At 60.4% G+C, this 21,309-nt stretch carries 24 protein-coding genes; 15 read left to right on the top strand and 9 right to left on the bottom strand.

Annotated features, from left to right (window positions below):
• The first annotated feature begins 27 nt into the window (after positions 1-27).
• The 4 genes from fdhD to glp are packed head-to-tail and all read left to right on the top strand — an operon-like array spanning position 28 to position 3,350.
• Complete coding sequence (fdhD, locus tag ACN0SO_RS00400; RefSeq protein WP_417673373.1) at positions 28-924, top strand: formate dehydrogenase accessory sulfurtransferase FdhD; 897 nt, start codon at positions 28-30, stop codon at positions 922-924.
• Positions 921-1,574 (top strand): molybdenum cofactor guanylyltransferase MobA, encoded by a 654-nt coding sequence (mobA, locus tag ACN0SO_RS00395; protein ID WP_417673371.1) that lies wholly within the window; start codon positions 921-923, stop codon positions 1,572-1,574. The genes fdhD and mobA overlap by 4 nt, the downstream gene beginning before the upstream one ends.
• A complete protein-coding gene (mobB, locus tag ACN0SO_RS00390; RefSeq protein WP_417673369.1) occupies positions 1,571-2,098 on the top strand; it encodes a molybdopterin-guanine dinucleotide biosynthesis protein B in 528 nt (175 codons plus the stop codon). Before mobA ends, mobB begins: the two co-directional genes overlap by 4 nt.
• Positions 2,088-3,350: a gephyrin-like molybdotransferase Glp gene (glp, locus tag ACN0SO_RS00385; RefSeq protein ID WP_417673367.1), complete on the top strand. Its 1,263-nt coding sequence runs from the start codon at positions 2,088-2,090 to the stop codon at positions 3,348-3,350. Before mobB ends, glp begins: the two co-directional genes overlap by 11 nt.
• A gap of 36 nt (positions 3,351-3,386) precedes the next feature.
• Here glp and ACN0SO_RS00380 read toward each other — a convergent pair whose 3' ends face one another.
• Positions 3,387-4,034 carry a glutathione S-transferase family protein gene (locus ACN0SO_RS00380; protein ID WP_417673365.1) on the bottom strand — a complete coding sequence of 216 codons (648 nt, stop codon included), beginning with the start codon at positions 4,032-4,034 and terminating at the stop codon, positions 3,387-3,389.
• Between the two features lie 264 nt (positions 4,035-4,298).
• Between ACN0SO_RS00380 and ACN0SO_RS00375 the strand changes: the two genes are divergently transcribed.
• From ACN0SO_RS00375 to ACN0SO_RS00365, 3 genes are all read left to right on the top strand, one after another.
• Positions 4,299-5,075: an ABC transporter substrate-binding protein gene (locus ACN0SO_RS00375; protein ID WP_417673363.1), complete on the top strand. Its 777-nt coding sequence runs from the start codon at positions 4,299-4,301 to the stop codon at positions 5,073-5,075.
• A gap of 97 nt (positions 5,076-5,172) precedes the next feature.
• Positions 5,173-5,886, top strand: a complete 714-nt coding sequence (locus ACN0SO_RS00370; RefSeq protein ID WP_417673361.1) for an ABC transporter permease — start codon at positions 5,173-5,175, stop codon at positions 5,884-5,886.
• Entirely contained in the window at positions 5,886-6,719 is an 834-nt protein-coding gene (locus ACN0SO_RS00365) for an ABC transporter permease (RefSeq protein ID WP_417673359.1), read from the top strand. Before ACN0SO_RS00370 ends, ACN0SO_RS00365 begins: the two co-directional genes overlap by 1 nt.
• Before the next feature lie 10 nt (positions 6,720-6,729).
• On the opposite strand, the gene ACN0SO_RS00360 is transcribed toward ACN0SO_RS00365, so the two are convergent.
• Entirely contained in the window at positions 6,730-7,626 is an 897-nt protein-coding gene (locus tag ACN0SO_RS00360) for a LysR family transcriptional regulator (RefSeq protein WP_417673357.1), read from the bottom strand.
• Positions 7,627-8,251: 625 nt separating this feature from the next.
• Between ACN0SO_RS00360 and ACN0SO_RS00355 the strand changes: the two genes are divergently transcribed.
• Positions 8,252-9,133 carry an NAD(P)-dependent oxidoreductase gene (locus ACN0SO_RS00355; RefSeq protein ID WP_417673355.1) on the top strand — a complete coding sequence of 294 codons (882 nt, stop codon included), beginning with the start codon at positions 8,252-8,254 and terminating at the stop codon, positions 9,131-9,133.
• A gap of 10 nt (positions 9,134-9,143) precedes the next feature.
• Positions 9,144-9,878, top strand: a complete 735-nt coding sequence (locus tag ACN0SO_RS00350) for a DNA alkylation repair protein (protein WP_417673353.1) — start codon at positions 9,144-9,146, stop codon at positions 9,876-9,878.
• Positions 9,879-9,962: 84 nt separating this feature from the next.
• Here the strand turns inward: ACN0SO_RS00350 and ACN0SO_RS00345 are convergent, their stop codons facing one another.
• Together ACN0SO_RS00345 and ACN0SO_RS00340 are read right to left on the bottom strand one after the other, a co-directional pair.
• Positions 9,963-10,454: a DUF302 domain-containing protein gene (locus ACN0SO_RS00345; protein ID WP_417673351.1), complete on the bottom strand. Its 492-nt coding sequence runs from the start codon at positions 10,452-10,454 to the stop codon at positions 9,963-9,965.
• A gap of 150 nt (positions 10,455-10,604) precedes the next feature.
• Positions 10,605-11,087: an Lrp/AsnC family transcriptional regulator gene (locus ACN0SO_RS00340; protein WP_417675000.1), complete on the bottom strand. Its 483-nt coding sequence runs from the start codon at positions 11,085-11,087 to the stop codon at positions 10,605-10,607.
• A 247-nt stretch (positions 11,088-11,334) separates the two neighbouring features.
• Here ACN0SO_RS00340 and ACN0SO_RS00335 point away from each other — a divergent pair, with 247 nt between their 5' ends.
• The gene (locus ACN0SO_RS00335; RefSeq protein WP_417673349.1) at positions 11,335-12,297 is read left to right on the top strand and encodes a sulfurtransferase; all 963 of its coding nucleotides are present in this window, start codon (positions 11,335-11,337) and stop codon (positions 12,295-12,297) included.
• A gap of 34 nt (positions 12,298-12,331) precedes the next feature.
• On the opposite strand, the gene ACN0SO_RS00330 is transcribed toward ACN0SO_RS00335, so the two are convergent.
• The gene (locus tag ACN0SO_RS00330) at positions 12,332-12,949 is read right to left on the bottom strand and encodes a uracil-DNA glycosylase family protein (protein ID WP_417673347.1); all 618 of its coding nucleotides are present in this window, start codon (positions 12,947-12,949) and stop codon (positions 12,332-12,334) included.
• Positions 12,950-13,097: 148 nt separating this feature from the next.
• On the opposite strand from ACN0SO_RS00330, the gene ACN0SO_RS00325 reads away from it, so the two are divergent.
• Positions 13,098-14,666: a sensor histidine kinase gene (locus ACN0SO_RS00325; protein WP_417673345.1), complete on the top strand. Its 1,569-nt coding sequence runs from the start codon at positions 13,098-13,100 to the stop codon at positions 14,664-14,666.
• 41 nt (positions 14,667-14,707) lie between these two features.
• On the opposite strand, the gene cobT is transcribed toward ACN0SO_RS00325, so the two are convergent.
• Positions 14,708-15,736: a nicotinate-nucleotide--dimethylbenzimidazole phosphoribosyltransferase gene (gene cobT, locus ACN0SO_RS00320; RefSeq protein ID WP_417673343.1), complete on the bottom strand. Its 1,029-nt coding sequence runs from the start codon at positions 15,734-15,736 to the stop codon at positions 14,708-14,710.
• 179 nt (positions 15,737-15,915) lie between these two features.
• On the opposite strand from cobT, the gene cobS reads away from it, so the two are divergent.
• From cobS to ACN0SO_RS00300, 4 genes are all read left to right on the top strand, one after another.
• The gene (gene cobS, locus ACN0SO_RS00315) at positions 15,916-16,707 is read left to right on the top strand and encodes an adenosylcobinamide-GDP ribazoletransferase (RefSeq protein ID WP_417673341.1); all 792 of its coding nucleotides are present in this window, start codon (positions 15,916-15,918) and stop codon (positions 16,705-16,707) included.
• An 87-nt stretch (positions 16,708-16,794) separates the two neighbouring features.
• Positions 16,795-17,994, top strand: coding sequence for an alpha/beta hydrolase (locus ACN0SO_RS00310; RefSeq protein WP_417673339.1), 1,200 nt, complete (start codon positions 16,795-16,797; stop codon positions 17,992-17,994).
• 70 nt (positions 17,995-18,064) lie between these two features.
• On the top strand, positions 18,065-18,235 hold the full coding sequence (locus ACN0SO_RS00305; RefSeq protein ID WP_417673337.1) for a DUF1289 domain-containing protein: 171 nt from the start codon (positions 18,065-18,067) through the stop codon (positions 18,233-18,235).
• 2 nt (positions 18,236-18,237) lie between these two features.
• Positions 18,238-18,948: a retropepsin-like aspartic protease family protein gene (locus tag ACN0SO_RS00300; protein ID WP_417673335.1), complete on the top strand. Its 711-nt coding sequence runs from the start codon at positions 18,238-18,240 to the stop codon at positions 18,946-18,948.
• Between the two features lie 11 nt (positions 18,949-18,959).
• On the opposite strand, the gene ACN0SO_RS00295 is transcribed toward ACN0SO_RS00300, so the two are convergent.
• The 3 genes from ACN0SO_RS00295 to ACN0SO_RS00285 all read right to left on the bottom strand — a co-directional run bounded on the left by ACN0SO_RS00295 (position 18,960) and on the right by ACN0SO_RS00285 (position 21,286).
• Positions 18,960-19,793 (bottom strand): sulfite exporter TauE/SafE family protein, encoded by an 834-nt coding sequence (locus ACN0SO_RS00295; RefSeq protein ID WP_417673333.1) that lies wholly within the window; start codon positions 19,791-19,793, stop codon positions 18,960-18,962.
• A 43-nt stretch (positions 19,794-19,836) separates the two neighbouring features.
• On the bottom strand, positions 19,837-20,856 hold the full coding sequence (gene dusA, locus ACN0SO_RS00290; protein ID WP_417673331.1) for a tRNA dihydrouridine(20/20a) synthase DusA: 1,020 nt from the start codon (positions 20,854-20,856) through the stop codon (positions 19,837-19,839).
• Positions 20,857-21,145: 289 nt separating this feature from the next.
• A complete protein-coding gene (locus tag ACN0SO_RS00285) occupies positions 21,146-21,286 on the bottom strand; it encodes a hypothetical protein (RefSeq protein WP_417673329.1) in 141 nt (46 codons plus the stop codon).
• Between the last annotated feature and the right edge of the window lie 23 nt (positions 21,287-21,309).

Here is a 21,309-nt window from a genome sequence, read left to right as displayed (position 1 = left end):
ACGGACACACTGCCTACTCTTTCCAGAATGAGCGACGAACCTTCTTCAACAGACAGCTATCTCCTGCGCCCCGACCCGACGGATTCGCGCCTGTCGACGACGGTCAGCGGGATCGATCAGGACGGCCGGCCGATCGACACCCAGGTGGTGACGGAGAAAGCCCTGACGCTTTATCTGAATTCCCAGGAAGTGGTCACCATGATGACCATCGGCGACCATCCGGACCTGCTCGCGGTCGGTTACCTGAAAAACCAGAACATGCTGCGCGCCGACGACGTCATTACCGGCATCGACTACGATGACGACCTGGAAGTGGTCGTTGTGCGCACCGAGCGGGAAACGAATTACGAGGAGAAGCTTAAGAAGAAGGTGCGCACCTCCGGCTGTGCGCAGGGTACCGTCTTCGGCGATGTCATGGAAAGTTTCGATGAAGCGCGGCTCACCTCGGACGCCCGGCTGAAAACGTCCTGGCTCTACAATCTCACAAAGACGATCAACACCACGCCGTCGCTCTATCTGGAGGCCGGCGCGATCCATGGCTGCGTCCTGTGCCGGGAAGACAAGGCGCTGGTCTATATGGAAGATGTCGGACGGCACAATGCGGTCGACAAGATCGCCGGCTGGATGACCCTCAACAATGTGCCGGCGCAGGACAAGATCTTCTACACCACCGGTCGGCTGACTTCGGAAATGGTGATCAAGACCGTCATGATGGGCATTCCGATCCTGGTCTCCCGGTCCGGTTTCACCGCCTGGGGCGTCGACCTTGCCCGTCGGGCCGGGCTGACACTGATCGGCCGGGCACGGGGCAAGCGGTTAATCGCTCTAGCCGGCGAGGACCGGATCGACTTCGACATGGAACCGTCCTCCGCCGAGGACGAACCGGACAAGATCCGGCGCAAGGGGAGCCTTGCCGCGGAATGATCAAAGCTCACACGCGACACCCGAACGAAACCAGCCTTGTTGCCTGCATCCTGGCCGGCGGCCAGTCCCGGCGCATGGGCGGCGGCGACAAGACGCTGATCGAATTGGGCGGCAAGTCGATGCTGGCACATATCATCGACAGGCTGTCCCCCCAGACCGAACACATCATCCTGAACGCCAATGGCGATCCGGCGCGTTTTGCCGATTTCGGATTTCCCGTGGTCGCCGACCCGGTGGGTGACTATGCCGGCCCCCTCGCAGGCATTCTCGCCGGGGTGACTTACGCCCGCGATCACGCTCCCGGTGTACGCTACGTGGTATCGGTCGCCGGCGACACGCCGTTCTTTCCCAAGACCCTCGTATCCCGATTGCTGAGCGCCGTTCCCACCGACCGGCCGGTGATTGCGCTGTCAAGCTCCCATGACCGCCTTCATCCGGTATTCGGACTGTGGCCCGTCGCTCTTGCCAGCGACCTCCACGACTGGCTCTCAAGCGGTCAAAACGGCAAGGTGCTTGCCTTCGTTGACCGGCACGAGAGCGTCGAAGTGGCCTTCGAGGATGACGAGACCGGCATGGATCCGTTTTTCAATGCCAACCGGCCGGAGGATCTCGAAGCCGCCCGCCGTGCAATGGGTCTGATATCGGGATGACTGAACAACGCGTTTTCGGAGTTACCGGATGGAAAAATTCCGGCAAGACCCGCCTTGTGACCCGGCTTGTCGCGGAATTCACCCGGCGCGGGTTCAAGGTGTCGACCGTGAAGCACGCCCACCACAACTTCGACATCGACAAGAAAGATACCGACAGCTACCGGCACCGGGAGGCCGGAGCCGTCGAGGTCGCGCTTGTGTCAGGCAACCGCTGGGCGCTGATGCACGAGCTCCGGGATGAGGATGAACCGGGCCTGGACGCCATCCTCGCACGGATCGCGCCCTGCGACCTGGTGCTGATCGAAGGCTACAAGCGCGAGGGCCATCCGAAGATCGAGGCCAGGCGCACGGAATCAAGGAATTCCGAACCGCTGGCGCCGACCGATCCCGCCATTATCGCGATTGCGGCGGATCATCCGGTTGCAGACACGGACCTGCCGGTGTTCGACCTGGACAACGTCGGCGCGATGGCAGACTTTATCGCCGCCACGGTGCAACTGAAGGAGCCGAACCGTGTCGGCTAAGCCCCTGCTCGACGACTGCTTCCTGCATGACAAGGACCGGCTGCGGCACGCCGAGGCGCTGGCGATCCTGAAAGAACGGATGCATTGCGTCACCGAGCCGGAAGAGGTTCCGCTGGAACAGGCCTGGGGCCGTATTCTGGCGGAAGAGATCACGGCCCCGCGCGACGTTCCCCAGTCGGACAATTCCGCGGTCGACGGCTATGCGTTCCGCTTCGAGGATCATGAAGAGGCCGGGGGTTTTTTCCGCCTGGAACAACGGATCGCGGCCGGGCACCCGAGCGACAAACCACTTGCCCCCTGGGGCGCGGCGCGGATCTTTACCGGGGCCATCATGCCGCCGGGCGCCGATACGGTCGCCATGCAAGAGGATTGCGAGACCCACGAGCAGGACGGCCAGTCCTTCGTGATCGTTCCGGCCGGCCTCAAGATAGGCGCGAACCGGCGCAGGGCCGGCGAGGATCTCGCCAGGGGCACGGTGCTGCTGTCGCCCGGCCAACGGCTTCGCCCTCAGGACCTTGCCGCCATTGCCTCGACCGGCCGGGCCAACATCAGGGTCCATCGGAAGGTCCGGGTCGCGCTCATGTCCACCGGCGACGAGATCCGCCGGCCGGGACCGGAGCTACAGCCCGGCGAAGTCTACGATTCCAATCACTTCCTGCTGCGTGCGCTTTGCCAGAACCTGGATGTGGAGATCGAGGACCTTGGGGTTCTGAAGGATCGCGCCGACACGATCGGCGACACGATGCAGGCGGCGGCGGAGCGTTCGGATGTTCTGCTGACCACCGGAGGCGCCAGCCGCGGCGAAGAGGATCACGTGCTTTCCAGCCTCGACAGGCTCGGCAAGCGCCACATGTGGCAACTGGCGATCAAGCCGGGTCGGCCAATGATGTTCGGCCAGATCGGCTCATGCGTCTTTCTCGGTCTTCCGGGCAATCCGGTCGCGGCGATGGTGTGTTTTCTGCTTTACGCGCGCCCGGTCCTGTCCGTGCTGGGCGGCGGTCCTTTCCTCGAGCCGCGCCGTTTCCAGGTCCCGGCCGATTTCGAGGTGGCCAAGAAGAAACCGGATCGGCGGGAATTCTACCGGGGCATTCTCAACAAGGACGCGGCCGGACGGACAGTCGTGCGCAAGTTCGACCGGGACGGGTCGGGCCTGATCACCGGATTGCGCGAAGCGGACGGCCTGATCGAAATCCCCGAAGACGCCACCTCGGTTCCCCGCGGCAGCCTTGTCGACTTCATTCCGTTCTTTTAGAACGCGCCGTCTTCAGTTGCCCTTTGGACGTCTGTCTCAGACTTCCTCTTCCTCGACCACCCAAGGCTCCTTGACCGCGGCTTCCTGCCATTCGATCCAGGCGGGTAACGACGTCATCGCAGAGCTATAGGTCGAAACCGTCGCGTCGTCGGACAAAAGATAGGTTGCGAACCGGCTGACGACCGGCGCGTACATGGCATCCGCGATCGTAAAGCCACCGAAGAGGAACGGTCCGCCGGAACGGTCGAGGCACTCCCGCCAGATGTCGATGATCCGGTCGATGTCCGCTCGCACCTTGCCATCGATGGCGATCCGGCCCGGTTTCCGGTGCATGTTCATCGGACAGGCGGAGCGAAGCGCGCCGAAACCTGCGTGCATCTCGGCGGAGATCGCGCGGGCCTGCGCGCGCAAGCCGACATCGCCCGGCCAAAGGCTCGCGTCCGGAAAGACATCCGCCGCATATTCCAGGATCGCGAGCGATTCCCAGACCGTCAGAGATCCGTCCTTCAGAATCGGCACCTTCATGGTCGGCGAGAACGGCCGGAAGTCCGGATTGCCGTTCTTGAAATCAAACGGCACCAGTTCCTCGTTGAAGGGAATACCGGCCTGCTTCAATCCGATCCACGGGCGGAGCGACCAGGACGAATAGTTCTTGTTACCGATGAACAGCTGAAAATCCGGCAAGTTCTTGCTCCGTCTTTCCCGGAATCGACCGATTTCAAATGGGCATTTTCATCCGCTATACCAGCTTCTTTGGAAAAATCTGCCCGACTGAACCGGTGAGAAGAGGAAAACGCTACGGCAATAACCCGCATTCCTACAAAACCCTGCCTTACACCGCGGGATTAACGGTTGAATTTTACGAAAAAATGATGGGAATATTGACATTCGGCGAGACTGGCACATCCAAGCTGCTCCGCTCAACAAGTTATTTAGGGGACCGAAATTATGTACATCAAGCGTTTGGCCGCCGCCGCCGCTATCGTTCTTGCCGCAGTCGGCGGCGTGCAGGCAAAGGACTGGTCGAAGGTCAGGATCGGCAGCGAAGGCGCCTATCCTCCCTTCAACTCCCTGACCGCAGACGGTCAGCTGGTCGGCTTCGACATCGATATCGCAAACGCGCTTTGCGAAGAGATGAAGGTCGAATGCGAATTCGTCACCCAGGACTGGGATGGCATGATTCCGGCCCTGCAGGCCGGTAAATTCGACGCGGTGATTGCCTCCATGTCGATCACCGAAGAGCGCAAGCTGAAGGTCGACTTCACCAACAAGTACTACAACACCCCGCCGGCAATCGCCGTACCGAAGGATTCCAAACTCACCGGCACCACTGACGCCGATCTGAAGGGCGTGATGCTCGGTGCGCAGTCTTCCACGACGCACTCGAACTATGCGGAAGAAAAGCTGCCGTCGGCAGACCTGAAGCTGTACCCGACGCCGGACGAGTACAAACTCGATGTTGCCAACGGCCGTATCGACGCCGTGATCGACGATGTTGTGGTGCTTTCTGATTGGCTCAAGTCCGACGATGGTGCCTGCTGTAAGCTCCTCGGCACGCTGACCCCGGATCCCGTGATCAACGGCCAAGGCGCCGGTATCGCAATCCGCAAGGAAGACGGTGACCTGAAGGAAATGTTCAACAAGGCTATCGCCGCGATCCTGGCAAACGGGAAATACAAGGAAATCAACGACAAGTACTTTGAATTCGACGTCTATGGCGGCTAGTCAGAAACTGTAGACCGCAAGACATGAGAGCGCGGCGACAGTCGATACGCCGCGCTCTTTCCATGAGGGGGAACAGCATGAAGGCGGCGCCAAGCGCATGAACGAGGCACTGACGCTTTTATCCTTCGGGGACATCGGCTGGGGCGATGAAATCGCGCACGGTGTTCTGATCACCGTCGCGCTCGCTGTTGCCACGCTTCCATTCGGGTTGACGCTCGGTTTTTTCCTGGCGCTTGCGAAGAAAAGTCACGAACCCTCCCTTCGCCTGGCTGCCAATATCTACACGACGTTATTCCGGGGCCTGCCGGAACTGCTGACGCTCTTTCTCGTCTATTACGGTCTTCAGATCGCGATCCTGAAAGCTTTGAAATTCATCGGGGTGAACACCTACATCGAAGTCAACTCCTTCGCCGCGGGCATGGTTGCCCTGGCCCTGGTGTTTTCGTCCTATTCATCGGAAGCCTTCCTGTCCGCATTTCGAGGCATCCCGCAGGGCCAGTATGAAGGCGGATACTCGCTCGGCCTGTCGCCCGGCAAGACAATGCGGCTTGTCATCCTGCCCCAGCTCATCCGGCTTGCCCTGCCCGCCCTCGGGAATCTCTGGCTTGTCCTGCTCAAGGAAACGGCTCTGGTTTCGGTGATCGGGCTTACGGATATTATGCTGAGCTCATACCGGGCTGCCCGCATTACCAAAGAACCATTTTTGTTTTTCGGTCTCGCCTGCCTGATTTACCTGGCACTCGCCCTGATATCGTCCATGGGGCTTAACCGAATCGAGACCTGGTCGAAACGCGGGGAGACGGAACGGTAATGTCCACTCCCTCATCGAACAGCAAATCCGCCCTCCTTCCGCCTCCACCGGGCGCCCGCACCTGGGGAAAAACGCGGATCCTCGGGCATGTGCTGATGGTACTTTGGGCAATCGCGGGCGCCAGCCTGCTCTACTATCTGAGCATCAATGTCGCGAGCCCGTTCTTCCAGAAATACTGGCCCAAGTATATCGACGGTTTTCTTGTAACGCTTGAAATCGTCGGCTTGTCCATTCTGATCGGCGGGGTCATATCCGTTCCGATCGCAGCAGCGCGTTCATCCAAGTTCGCCCTCCTTCGCAAACTTGCATACGGCTATGTCTACTTCTTTCGCGGCACTCCGCTGCTCGCGCAAACCTACCTTTTTTATTACGGCATGGGGTCGTTCAGCGAGCAACTGGAAACCGTCGGGGTATGGTGGTTCTTCCGTGACGCCTTTTATTGCGTCGTCTTCACTTTCTCCCTGAACACATCAGCCTACCAGGCAGAAATCCTGCGCGGAGCAATCGAGAATGTGCCGAAGGGGCAATGGGAGGGCGCCGAGGCACTTGGCCTGTCAAAGCCGGTTATCTTCTTCAAGATCATTCTGCCTCAGGCGATGATGGTGGCGCTCAGGCCCTATGGCAACGAGATCATCCTCCTGCTCAAAGGCTCCGCAATTGCCGCCATCATCACCATCTTTGACATCATGGGCGAAACACGTCGCGCCTATTCCCGTTCTTACGATTTTCAGGCCTATATCTGGGCAGCGGTCCTGTATCTGTTCCTGGTGGAAATGTTGCGCCGGCTCTGGGATAAGTTCGAAACTCGCCTCACTCGCCACCTGATCCGCTGAGCCAAACGTCTCAGGCGCTGCGGGCGGTGGCGTCGGCCGCGCGCGCCTTGAGCCAGGAAATGAATGCTTTCAGCGGAGGACGCTGCACACCGGGCCTGGTCACCAGATGGTAGCCCGATGACGCAGGTTTGATGTCCTCGTACAGAATCTTGAGGGTACCCGCCTCGATATCCGATTCCACGAAAACCTTGGCGGTCGCCGAAATCCCGTCACCCCGGCGCAGACCTTCCAGCACCATGAAGCCCGGCAGATGGGTGATGTTCAGCTTCGATCTCGGAACCACGCCCTGACCCTCCAGCCAGAGCGACAATTCGTTGGTCCCCAGTTCCTGAAGCCATGGATAGTCCTGGATCTCCGCCGGATCGCACATGGATCGATCGCCAACCAGGCTTGCCGCGCCGACGATCACGTAGTTGGAAGGCAGCAACAGTTCCGACTCCAGCCCCGGCCAGTTGCCGTTGCCGAAGCGGATGGCAAGGTCGATACCGCCGGGAGCGAATTCGACGACATCCCCGGTCGGATTCAGCATCAATTCGATCTCCGGATGAAGATGCTTGAAATCGGATATCCGAGGCATCAGCCAGCTGACGGCGAACGCAGGCGTCATGGTCACGTTGAGAGCGCGAGACTGATCCGTCTGAAGCAGACGATCCACGCTCTCCTGCAGGATCGCAAAGCCCTCCCGCAGCCCTTCCGCCAATAGCAGCCCCTCCGGCGTCAGCGCAACGCCCCGCCCTTCCCGAACCACGAGTTGCGTGCCCAGCCGGTCCTCCAGCGACCGGACCTGCTGGCTGACGGCCGCATGGGAGACGTTCAAGTCCCTGCCGGCTGCGGAAAAACTCTTTTTCTCGGTCACGGCGACAAACGCCCGAAGACTGCTGAGGGAAGGCAGGCTGCGCCACTCCATATGTAATCCTAACTTACATTATAGAATTTTAGATGATTAGCCACTACCTCAGTTTTCCTTCATTGTCCAACCATAGAAGACGCAATGGAGTGTTAGACAATGTTCGATATCTTTGCACAAGCATACATGACCGCCGCCCGGTTCACCCCCTACACCCGTCCGCAACCGTCCACCGAGCAAAAGCTTGCAAAACAGCCGCGGACGTCCTCCACTGAAGACAAGACGGGATACCGTCCGAGGTTCTGGGTCTGACGCCTTTGGAGCGTCGGTCGATAACCTTGAACCATTTGATGGCAGAAAGCGGTTCATTCGGCCAGGGACGTTGGGCGGCGCGATGCGGTGCATCGAGCAAGCGGCGCAACACAGCCGATGGGCCGCTTTCCGCCGCCCGAAGGGCCGGACTCTTTTGCCCGCTGACTGCGTTGGCTCGCACTTGTGGTGGGAAACACCACCGCGTGCAATCCGCCTTGTCAGCAGACAAAAGAACGACGGTCAAATGTTTCAAGGTTATCGACCGATGCGCTGGCCTGACAGTTGGCCGCGAATGCGCTAGAACCCGAGAACCAATTTGACAGGCCCGGCGAACCGCCGGGCCTTTCGTTGCGACTTGAGGAGGAACCGGAAAATGGCAAAGGTTGCATTCATCGGGCTGGGCGTCATGGGCTACCCTATGGCGGGCTTTTTGAAGACCAAGGGCGGGCATGACGTGACCGTCTACAACCGGACCACGGCAAAAGCCGAGAAATGGGCGGCCGAATACGGCGGACATTTCGCCCAAACTCCGGAGCAGGCGGCCGAAGGCTGCGATTTCGTTCTTGCCTGTGTCGGCAACGATAACGACCTGCGCTCGGTTACCACCGGGGAAAACGGCGCCTTTCACGGATTGAAGTCCGGGGCGATCTTCATCGATCACACGACCGCTTCCGCCGAAGTCGCCCGAGAGCTTTACGCCGCCGCCAAGGCCAAGGGCTGCGGCTTTGTCGACGCACCGGTGTCCGGCGGCCAGGCAGGTGCTGAAAACGGTGTCCTGACCGTCATGTGCGGCGGCGACCAGGCGGATTTCGACAAGGCAAAGCCGGTCATCGATTGCTTTGCAAAGTTCGCCGGCCTGATGGGCGAAGCCGGCGCCGGCCAGCTGACCAAGATGGTCAACCAGATCTGTATCGCCGGCCTGGTCCAGGGTCTTTCCGAAGCGATCCATTTCGCCAAGAAGGCCGAGCTCGACGTGCCCAAGGTGATTGCCGCGATCAAGGGTGGCGCCGCGCAGTCCTGGCAAATGGAAAACCGCTGGGAAACGATGAACAATGGCAAATTCGACTATGGCTTCGCGGTCGACTGGATGCGCAAGGATCTCGGCATCTGCCTGAAGACCGCCAACGACACCGGCGCCCGGCTTCCGGTCACCGCGCTGGTGGATCAGTTCTATGCGGAAGTCCAGGCCATGGGCGGTAACCGCTGGGATACGTCCAGCCTGATCGCCCGGCTGGAAAACGCCGACAAGAAATAGGCGCAACGCCTTGGCCGCCGCCTCCAGCTGGACCGTCGAGGCGGTTCTGGCGGAGCTCAGACAAGCCGGCTCGGAAGAAAACCGGGCCGGCATGAAACGGTTCGGCATTCAGGTGGACAGAGCCTTCGGCGTGCCGATGGCGGTCACCCGGCCGCTGGCGAAGAAAATCGGCAAGGACCCCGCCCTGTCGGCCGCGCTCTGGGAAACCGGCTGGCACGAGGCACGTATCCTTGCCGGCCTGATTGCCGATCCAAAACAGATTACCCCGGCGCAAATGGATACCTGGGTGAGTGACTTCAATTCCTGGGACCTGTGCGACCAGGTCTGCGCCATCTTCGCCAGGACCGCCGATGCCACGGAAAAGATTTCCGCCTACGTGACCGATGAGCGCGAATTCGTCCGGCGCGCGGGCTTCGCCATGATTGCCTGGCGCGCGGTCCACGCGAAGAAAGCGCCCGACACAGAATTTCACGGCTATTTCTGCCTGATCGCCGACAAGGCAACCGATCCGCGCAACTATGTTTTCAAAGCCGTCAGTTGGGCCTTGCGCCAGATCGGCAAACGGTCATTGCCCCTTCACAAGCCGGCGCTTGCGCTTGCACAGCGTCTGGCAGCCTCCAGCGACAAGACCGAACGGCGTATAGGCAAGGAAGCGTCTCGCGAACTGACTGCGGAAAAGACCCTCCTCCGGCTGCAGCAGAAGGCAGGCCAACACCCGTTATCGGGCTTCAAAACGGTCAAATGAAAATGCCCCTCCCGGAACTTTAAGGGAGAGGCAGTTGGCACACTCCGGGGAGATCATCTCCCCGAAGTCACTGCGGAGGAACTGTTACTCGGCCGCTTCCTTGACGATGTCGTCCAGCAGCGTGTTCACATCGGCGATCGCCTTCTTGGAAGCCTCGTCGCCGGTTTCGGTCAGATTGCGGTAGCCGACAACAATTGCACCCGGCTTATCCGGGGTTTCGTAAACGAACACGCCATAAGGGCAGAAAGCGATATTGGCCGGATCAGCTTCCATGGCCGCGCGCGACAGCACCGCAGAGCAAAACAACATCGATTGTGCCTTGACGTAGATGTCCTTCTTGGCGCCGACGTCAGCACCGGTGCGCGCCAGCATGTCCCCGATATGGGAAACATAATCAATGACCAAGCCGCGGTTGACGATGGCGTTTTCCAAGGCGAACCGGACATCCTCGAATTCGCCTTCGACCGTGTAGGTCGTTGCGACTTCGCCCGGCGCCATGTCGGCTGCCGCAGCCGCTCCGCTCAGGGTCGCCACCATTCCGGCGGCGAGCAACATTTTTCCGAAGAAACCAGACATGCTATCCTCCCTATTGGACCAATTTATCTATTCTACGCGGACCGGGCGTTCTTCCGTTTGATACATCTCAAATTCTGAATACATTTGTGCAAGCCGAACCGCCAATCACGCTATTGTCATCGGCACCCCGGCTCGACTTCCCCCAGGATCTCACTCCGGTTTCGGCTTTTCCGTCACCACATAGCCCAGCGGCAGCTGGGTTGTGCTCTTGATCTGCTCCATCGCGAAGGTGGTCGAGACGTCCGAAATGTCGATCTTGGCGATCAGCCTTTTGTAAAAGGCATCATAGGCCTCGATGTCCGGCACGGCCACACGCAGAAGATAATCCACCTGCCCCGCCATGCGGTAAAATTCGACGACCTCCGGAAACTCGGAGATCACATCTGCGAATTTCTTCAACCAGTCTTCGGTGTGCTGACTGGTGGTGATCGCGACGAAGGCCGTAACCTTCACATTGACCTTCCCCGGATCGAGCAGAGCGACGCGGCCGGTAATGACGCCGTCCTCCTCCATCTTCTGGATGCGCCGCCAGCACGGCGTCGTGGACAGGCCCACACGCCTGCCGATTTCGGCAACAGGAACGGTGCAGTCCTCCTGCAGAATGGAAAGAATCCGGCGGTCGATACGGTCAATCATGCTGGGTTCCGCATTGGCAGTGGGCACGACAAACGCCAATGGCGCCTGACGGCCTGGATTTATGTTTCAAGGGAGACGGCGTGGAATAGAACGGATTTCTAATCCCGACCACCTATGCGCAAATTTAGATTTTTCTTCTAAGAATATCGCCCATATTCCTTGCCAACTTTACTTCAGAATGTCAATTCCATTGTTAATTGAGAATAATTTTCTCATTCAACACTTAACACTTCCGGAGTTTGCCATGCTTGGCTCCCTGCATTCCTCACTGATCAAAACGGCCGGTGCCGTCGCGGTTCTGGTCGCCGGTTTCGCCTTGCCGGCCGCGGCCGAAACCCCTGACCTGACGCCGCTGGTTTCGACCCAGTGGTTGCAGGACAATCTTCAAAACGACCGGATCCTCATTCTGGACACCCGATCGCCGATCTCGAAGTCCGGCAAGGACGATTATCTGAAAGGTCATATCCCCGGCGCGATCTGGAGCGAGTATCCGGGCTACTGGCGCACCGATCGTGACGGTGTCGAAGGCGTCCTGCCGTCGATCGACAAGATGGAGGCCGTACTCTCCGAGCTGGGTGTATCGGACGAAAAAGCCGTGGTGATCGTCCCCGACGGCAAATCCAGCCTCGAATTCGGCGCCGCCACCCGGATCTATTGGACGTTCAAGTACCTCGGCCACGAGAATGTCGCCATTCTCGACGGCGGCCAGGCGGCCTGGGTGGCGGAAAAGCGCCCGCTGGAGACCGGCAACGTTGTTCCGGAGGGCGATCTTTTCGTCGCTGAACCCAATGACGCGCTTCTCGTTTCAACCGATGACGTGGCCGGCGGTCTCGGAAGCAATGCGGTTTTCCTCGACGCGCGCCCGGAAAAACAGTTTGCCGGCGCGGAAAAGCACAAGGCGGCAACCCGTTTCGGTCATATCCCGGGCGCGGTAAACTTCGATCAGGACACCTTCTACGACCACAAGACGAACCGGCTGAAGTCTCCAGCAGAACTGACCGCCCTGGAGCCGGCCGCCGTGAAGGACACCGACGCACCGGTGATCTCCTACTGCAACACCGGTCACTGGGCCGCCACCAACTGGTTCGTGCTCAGCGAGTTGCTCGGCCGCAAGAATGTGACCGTCTATGATGCGAGCATGGTCGGCTGGAGCCGGCAGAAGGACCTGCCGATTTCCGGTCCCGAAAAGAATGTCGCCTCCAACTGACGAAGTTAATGCTGCTGACGAAACACCGCCCGGTTCATATGAGCCGGGCGATTTCCTTTTTCAGAACCGGCAACAGTTCGGCTTCGAACCACGGGTGCTTCCTCAGCCAGGCGTTGTTGCGCCAGGAGGGATGCGGCAGAGGCAGGACAGCGGGTTTGCCTATCACCCGCGGGGCTTCGAAATACGCTCTCCAGGAGGCAACCGTCTCCGTCAGGCTGTTCTTGCGCGCAGGCCCCAGGTGGTAGCTCTGCGCATACTGACCGATCACCAGAACCAGTTCGATCTGGGGCATGGCTTCAAACAACCTGTCATGCCAGGTTGCCCGGCATTCCGGCCGGGGCGGCAGATCCCCGCCCTTGCGGTCCAGCCCCGGAAAACAAAAGCCCATCGGAATGATGGCCAGCTTGTCCGGGTCATAGAAAATCTCCGGCCCGATCCCCATCCAGTCGCGCAGCCGGTCCCCTGACGGGTCGGTAAAGGGTCGCCCGCTCTGGTGGACACGGGTTCCGGGCGCCTGTCCGCAGACACAGATTTTCGCTGTTTGCGACACCTGCAGAACCGGACGCGGCTCGTGCGGCAGCGGCTCCTTCAAGGGGCTTTCGACGCAGAGGCGGCAGTTGGCGATCTCCGCTCGAAGGTCTTCGAGTTTCATGTTCCTCCCCGAAATTTGCCGACCAATTGATTGAACTCGCACATGAATTGTTAACCACGCCTTTGAGCGTGATCTTAAGAAATGGTGAGTCAAAACATAAGATCCAAACCTAACACGGAAAGTTTTTGCAAACCGGTACGCGAGGACCATGGACCCCGACACGCCCCAGATCGGCGACAGACGAATGACCGGCGACCGAAGAACGGCCTTCAACCGGAGACGGGCGATGCGCCGGCGTGAGCTTGCGCGGACCATCCGTGATTTCCGCGGCGCCATGGGGACCAAGGAAAGCCTGCAAAACAAATTCGAGGGGGAACGGCGTCACCTGTTCGCCGATACCCGGCTGAGCGCGGCCTTTGCCGTGCCGATGCTTGCCCTGATCGTGACAGCGATCTCCACCATGTGGCTGAACAAGGGGCTCGTGACGATCTGGTTCGTGTTCACGCTGTGCATGCATCTTCTGATCGTCCTGACCTGCCAGGCTTATGAGAAAACGTCGTCGGAAGAACGCGCCAAGACGCATTGGCTACGGCGCTTCACATTCGGCGACTTTCTGTATGGTATTTGCTGGTGCGTGTTCTTCGTGCTTCCACAAAAGCCCGACAGCGGAGCCGGGTTTCTGGAATTCCAGTTCGCCACCCTGCTGATCGTGGTGGCGATGAACACGATGCAGTCGGCGACCCTGCCCCGAGCCCTTGTTGCCGGCACGCTGCCGATCACCCTGACGGTCGCGATCAATTTCCTGCTTGCCGCCGATTCCATCCACTACACGCTTGCGGCCATGGCCGTCGGAGCGCAAGGCTTCTTTCTGATCCTCGCCAACCAGTTGATCAAGAATGCCAATACCATGCTGGAATATCGGGCGGAAAAGGACTACCTGATCGCCGAACTGGAAACGGCAAAAGCCCTTTCCGACGAATCCCGCCGGCGGGCAGAGGCGGCAAACCTTGCGAAATCCCGGTTCCTGGCGACCATGAGCCACGAACTGCGCACGCCGCTCAATGCCATTCTCGGCTTCTCCGAAATCATGAAGGACGAAGTCCTCGGCCCGATGGGCAATGCCAATTACAAAGGTTACGCTGCGGATATCCACGGATCCGGTCAGCACCTCCTTCACCTCATCAACGAAATCCTCGACCTGTCGCGGATCGAAGCGGGCCGGCACGAGTTGCAGGAAGAAGCGCTCCACCTCACCGATATCGTCGAAGAATGCAGCACGATGATGCAGATCCGCGCCAAGGCGAAGGATATCACCTTGCATGTAAGGCACGATCCGCACCTGCCCCAGGTCTGGGCCGATGAACGCGCCTTGCGGCAGGTCATCCTCAATCTGCTGTCGAATACGGTGAAGTTCACGCCGACGAACGGGGAGATCCGGATATCGGTCGGCAGAGCCGTTGAAGGGGGTCAGTTCGTCTCCATAGCCGATACCGGGCCAGGGATCCCGGAAGAAGAGATCCCGATCGTGCTGGAAGCTTTCGGCCAGGGTTCGGTGGCGATCAAGAGCGCGGAGCCGGGGACCGGTCTCGGCCTGTCAATCGTACAGGCCCTGGTGAAAATGCATGGCGGCAAGTTCGAACTGAAATCGAAACTGAGACAGGGAACGGAAGTGATCGTTACTCTTCCCAGAACCCGGACCATGAATTTCGCTAAGGACACCACGCAGACCGAACGGGAACAGGCCAAAAATCAAGGCAGCCGCCGCAGGAGCGCCTGATCCGTTCAGAACCGCTATTCAGACCCCTTAGGTGTCCTGCGTCAGTCGGCGCCTTTTTCCGCGACCCCCGCGTCCGCGAAGGTTGCCATGCCGGAATGCATTTCGGCGGCGGCCTTGACGATACCGGCCGCGAGCGCGGCGCCGGAGCCTTCGCCCAGGCGCATGCCAAAGTCCAGCAACGGCTCCTTGTTCATGGTTTCCAAGGCACGCCGGTGGCCGGCTTCCGCAGAGACATGGGCAAACAGGCAATGGTCCAGGCCCGCAGGATCCATTGCGTAGACCACTGCCGCCGCGGCCGTGGTCACGAACCCGTCGACAATCACCGGAACGCGCTGCAGGCGGGCGGCGATGATGAGGCCGGCCATTGCCGCGATTTCACGGCCGCCGACCTTGCGCAGGACTTCCAGCGGATCCTTCTCGCCGTTGAGGCGGGCGACGGCTGCGGCAACCGCATCGCGCTTGCGGGCAAGCCCTTCGTCATCGACGCCGGTGCCCCGACCGATCCAGTCTTCCGCCGAACCGCCGAACAGGCCGTTCAAGACCGCGGCCGCGATCGTGGTGTTGCCGATCCCCATCTCGCCCAGACAGACGAGATCGATACCGCCGGCGAGCGCCTCCATGCCGTAGGCCATGGTGGCGGCGCAATTGGCCTCGTCGAGCGCGTCTTCGTCGGTGATCGACGGGGTCGGCATGTCGACGGCCAGATCGAATACCTTGAGACCGAGATCGTTCGCCCGGCATATCTGATTGATCGCGGCACCACCGGAGGCGAAATTGTCAACCATCTGGCGATTGACCGCGCTCGGAAACGCCGAGACACCCTTGTCGGCAACCCCATGGGCGGTGGCGAAGATGGCGACCAGCGGCCGCGTGATTTTCGGCGGCGCCTTGCCGGACCAGGCCGCCAGCCATTCGGCAATCTGTTCGAGCTTTCCGAGCGAGCCGGCCGGCTTGGTCAGTTGCGCGTCCCGCGTCCGGGTCGTCTGAAGCGCCTCCTCGTCCGGCCCGGGCATCGACTTCGCCAGGTTGCGGATATCATCGAACGGAAGCGCGGTTTCAGACAGGGGCATCGGCAAGGGACTCCAGTTTCAGCGGCTCGTCGACAGACCGGACTTGGTCTGCTCGTGTGGCCGATCTATAACGGCGGACCGTCAAAACACAAGCATGAGACCGACCGGATGGATCAGCATTGCGACAGGACGATCCAAATGCGGGGCCGAACGCTCGCCCCAACGCGGAGACGACCGTGGTGACCGACCCTGCCCGGTTTCTCGCCGATCTGGCCGCCTGCACACGCTTTTTTTCCCGTCTGCCCCTTCCAAAGCTCGGCCCCGCGGACGATCCGGATACACCTCCCGATTTCAGGCGCATACCCCGGGCCGCGCCCCTTGCCGGCATTCTGATCGCCCTGCCCGCCGCGTTGATCGGCCTGATTCTCGGATGGACGGCCCTGCCGGAACTGGCAACCGCCATTTTCATCGTCGGAACCCTCGCCGCGACGACCGGCGCGTTGCATGAAGACGGCCTGGCGGATGTCGCAGACGGCTTTTTCGGCGGCACGACCGCAGACCGGCGGCTGGAGATCATGAAGGACAGCCGGATCGGTACCTTCGGCGCCCTTGCGCTGGTTGTGTCCGTAGGATTGCGTTCCGTCCTTCTGGCGACGTTGCTTGAGCGCTTCGGCGCCGGCGAAGCCATGATCCTGTTCCTGGGTGCGGAAGCCCTGAGCCGGACATTGATGGTCTGGCAGTGGTCGCAACTGCCAAGCGCCCGGCCGGACGGTCTCGGCAACCGCTTCGGCACGCCCGATAGGCGCGCCGCAGGTCAGGCTGCGGTCTTCGGCGCCTTGTGCCTGTTGCCGTCAGCGGTCGCCCTGTCGGTGCCGGCGCTGTCCCTCGGGCTGATCCTGGCCGGCCTTGCCGCGCATGGTATCGGCCGGCTTGCGCGTGCCAAGATCGGCGGCTTTACCGGGGATGTGCTGGGGGCAGTCCAGCAGGTCAGCGCAATCGCGTTTCTGCTCGGCCTTGCGATGATCCCATGAGGAAAGCCGAACAAACGTTACGATTCCGGTTGTGCTTTTGCACCTGTGAGGGTTGAGTGTCAGCAGTGTGATCAGAGAATGTGTCGAATGCCCCGCAGAACTTGGTCCGAAGTCAACGTGACGATCCGGTTCGCCGCCCTGTGCGCCGGACTGCTGATCGTACTTGCCGGCTGCGCGTCACGTCCGGATGCGGGAGCACTCGCCGTCAGCACCCTGCAGGCGCCCGGGGCGACGACCCATGACATTCTGGTCGTCTCGACACGTGAACGCGACGACCGGCCGAACACCTACTTCAACGGCGAACGGGCGAGAAAAACCGATTTCGCCGAGGCCACGATTTCCGTTCCGCCGAACCACAAACCGGGCACCATCGAATGGCCCTCTATCCTGCCGGGCGATCCGAAAAAGGATTTCGTTCCAAGACAGGCCGGGTACATCGACGGATCGACGGCGTTCACGTCCAGGCTCAACCAGCGGCTTTCTGCGCTGCCGCGCGGCCAACGGACGGTGTTTCTGTTCATCCACGGCTACAACACGCGGTTTCCCGAAAGCCTCTACCGGTTCACCCAACTTGTTCACGACGCGGACTTTAAAGGCGTCCCGATACTCTTCAGCTGGGCCTCGCGCGGAAAGCTTCAGGACTATGTCTATGACCTGAACAGTGCCGCGATTGCGCGCGACGGTCTGGAAAAGACACTGCGCCTGATCGACAGCAGCAAAGCGGAAAGGATCGTCATCCTCGCCCATTCCATGGGCAACTGGCTTATGATGGAAACGGCCCGCCAGATCCCGCCCGCTGAGCGAAAAAAACTATCGCGCAAGGTCGAGCGTGTCTTCCTCGCCGCTCCTGACATCGACATCGATGTCTTCAAATCCCAGTTGAAACGCATCGGACGACAGAGCAAACCGTATGTCATCCTTGTGTCCCGCGACGATCGGGCCTTGCGTCTGTCGAAGACGATTGCCGGCGGCAAGGAAAGGGTCGGCGCCTATCAGGACGACGAGGAACTTGCCCAACTCGGCGCGATCGTCATCGACCTGACGGATCTGAAAGCAACGGACTCCGCTCACCACGCGAAATTCACCCAGCTCGCGGAGTTCAGTCCGCAAGTCCAGAAGATCTTGTCGCAACCGGGCGTAATGGCAGGGGCAGCCGGACAGGAAACCCAGCTGGATGCCGCCGGCAACGATCTGGGATCCTTCATCTCCAGCACCGCCCGGGTTGTCGTAACATTGCCCGTTGCCGTGGTCACCGCGCCGATCAAACTGGCGACCGGCAATCCGTAAGGAAGCCATACCCTGTTTGTGAAGGCAGCCGGCCCTTCTCAAGCCATAATCGGATTTCTATATCAGGCCCATGAAATCGCCATGCACCAAAGTCTGCCAGATCGACCAATACACGAAGCTGTGCCTCGGCTGTTACCGCACGCTCGATGAAATCGCGACCTGGGGCAGCATGACGTCCAAGGACCGCGAACGGATCTTGGCCGATCTGGACTTCCGCCGTCCTGACCGGGAGGCCGGATAAACATGGGCGGAAGCCGTTTTCGAGGACTGGCGCTGGCGATCATCGTGCTGATCATGTTCGGCGCGGTGTTTTATTCCATTTTCGAGTTTCCGTCCTCACCGGAAGAGGTTGATCTCGACACCACCGGACCCCGGATCGTCGCCCTGTCGATCCTCGCTTTCGTCTTCATGGCTAGCCTTGTCTTCGGCCAACCGAAAGTCCGCGACATTTTCCGGGGCGTTTTCTTCTGGGGCGGTCTTCTGGGCGTGCTTGTCGTCGGCTATACGTTCCGGGGCGACCTGGTCGCAGGCGGCTACAGGGTGCTTGGCGCGCTTGCTCCGGGACTGGCCGTCAATCAGGATGACGGAACCATCCTGGTCGTGCGCGATACGACGGGGCACTTCCATATCAATGCGACGGTCAACGGCAGACCGGTGACGTTTCTGCTCGATACCGGGGCCAGCGCGGTCGTACTGACCTATGAAGATGCACAGACTGGCGGCTTTTCGAACAGCGATCTGAATTTCAGCACGCCGGTCTCCACCGCGAACGGCCGGGCCGTCGTCGCACCGGTGAAGATTTCAAACATCCGGATCGGCGATGCCAGCTTTCGGGATGTCCGCGCCTTCGTTGCCCAGCCGAATGCCCTGGAGACAAGCCTGTTCGGCATGTCCGCGCTCGACCGCCTCAAGGGCTGGAGTATCGAGGGCGACAAGCTGGTTCTGACGCCTTAACGGGAAACCATTCACATTCCATAAAGGCTGAACGCGAACCGGACGGCGACCAGCAGAAGAAAGACGCCGAAAAAGAGTTCCATAGTCCGATGCGGCAGCAGATGGGCGACCTTTACGCCGAAAGGCGCGGCAAAGGTCGTCACCGGTATGATCAGCGCGACGCCGAGCAGGTTCACATAACCGGCGGAAAACGGCGGCAGGGACGGGTCACCCCACCCTGCCCACATCAGCCCGATGGTGCCGGGAATGGCGATCAGGGTGCCCGTGCCGGACGAGGTCGCGACCGCCTGATGGATCGGCCGGCCGTAAAGCGTCATGAAGGTGTTGTTCATCACCCCGCCGCCGATGCCCATCAGCGTGGAGAAGAACCCGATCAGGGCCCCGCAGATCGGCCGGATCGGAAAGCCCGGGATGTCGGACCCGATCCGCCAGTGCTGCTTGTTGAACAGCATGCGCAGACCGATGACGAAGGCGATGACCGCGAAAATGCCCTTCAAAGCATCACCGGACACGTAAGCGGCGACCAGAGAGGCGCAGACCACACCGAGCGGCACCGGAATGATCCAGGATTTCAGCAATTCCAGATCCGCTGCCCCGCGCTTCTTGTGGGCCATGAACGAGCGAACCGAGGTCGGCACGATGATGCCGAGCGATGTCGCCACGGAAACGTGCATGCGGACGCTTTCATCGACCCCGACGGCCGTCAGAAACTGGTAAAGCACCGGCACCAGGATGGCACCGCCGCCGATGCCGAACATGCCGGCCAGAAATCCGGCGACCAGTCCGGAGGCCAGAAGCGCCAGACCCAGCCCGAGGGTTTCGCCGGCAAAAAACGAGACGTCCAAGTTGTGAAATCCGTGTTAGAGCGTGTTGAACCTGTTATCCGTTTCAGGCGGCATGGTCTGCCTGACGGCTGGAAAGGCCCTCACATTCGTCCACGGGACTGACGGCCGCAAGGGCCTTTTCGACGATTTCCGTTCCCGCGCCCGGTTTGGTTACCTCAACGGTCAGAATCCGTCGCCAGGACCGCGCGCCCGGGCGACCGTGAAACAGGCCGAGCATGTGCCGGGTCATGTGCGCAAGGCGCACGTCCTTTGAAAGCTGGTCCTCGATATAGGGAAGATAGGCCCTCACCGCCTGCCACGGAGAGACATCCTCCGTCTCTTCGCCATAGATGCGCCGGTCCACCTCGCCCAGGATCTGAGGCGTGTGGTAGGCGGCGCGGCCGAACATGACACCGTCGAGATCCTCAAGATGAATCTCGGCGTCGTCGAGGGTTTGCAATCCGCCGTTCAATCCGATGAAAAGATCGGGATACCTCTCTTTAAGCCGCTTCACCCGATCGTAGTCCAGGGGCGGTATGTCGCGGTTTTCCTTGGGGCTCAGCCCTTGCAGCCAGGCCTTGCGCGCGTGGACCCAAAGCGCATCCACACCGGCGGCCACAACCGCGTCCGCCATGGCGTCGAGCGCCGGTTCCGGGTCCTGCTCGTCGACACCGATGCGGCATTTGACGGTCACCGGAATGTCGACGGCATCCTTCATGGCCCGGACACAATCCGCGACGAGTTCCGGGTCCTGCATCAGGCAGGCGCCGAAACTTCCCGACTGCACCCGGTCGGACGGGCAACCGACGTTGATGTTGACTTCGTCGTAGCCGTAGTCCGCAACGATCTTCGCCGACTGTGCCATGGCCGCGGGATCCGACCCGCCGAGCTGGCAGGCAACAGGATGTTCGAAATCGGAAAAGCCGAGCAGATGCTCCCGGTCACCATGGATCACGGCGCCGGTGGTCACCATTTCCGTATAAAGCAGCGCGCGCCTGCTCAAGTGCCGGTGAAACGCCCGGCAATGGCGGTCGGTCCAGTCCATCATCGGCGCGACGGAGAATATTTTAATTTTTTCAGTCATTTAAAGTCAGTTTCCAAACCGCATGGAGATTGGACGGATGGTCATTGCCGACACACGTGAGTTGTTCAGGTTTCCTCTGATTTTCCGGAGTTTAACGTAGCAAGCCACCCTTCGCCACATTCCCTCGAGACCTATTCCAATGGCCCAGCAAATCATTCTGAATCCAGGACCCATGTGCGCCGATAGTACCGGCCTGTTGAAACTGGCGTACCCGGCATTCAAAGGCTGCACCCGAGGCCATATCCTTGCGTCGCGATCTCCGTTGCGGGTGGCTTGGATCACGGCCAGTTCAAACCCAGCCCTGCCAGACCCGTGCCGGGTGCATGCGGTTTTCGGCATCCTTCGAGCGAACCGCGATCTCCCCCAATTCCGTTTCCGTGGCCGTGGCCGTGGGGTGCGCGAGCCAGTTGTAGCCTCCGCGCGATATCAACGAGAGACCTTCGACTGGGCAAC

It is taken from the genome of Roseibium sp., from assembly GCF_048260565.1.
In the GTDB taxonomy this organism is placed as follows: domain Bacteria; phylum Pseudomonadota; class Alphaproteobacteria; order Rhizobiales; family Stappiaceae; genus Roseibium.
Note: the sequence above shows the minus strand (reverse complement) of the source record. Positions and strands in the feature narration are given on the sequence as shown.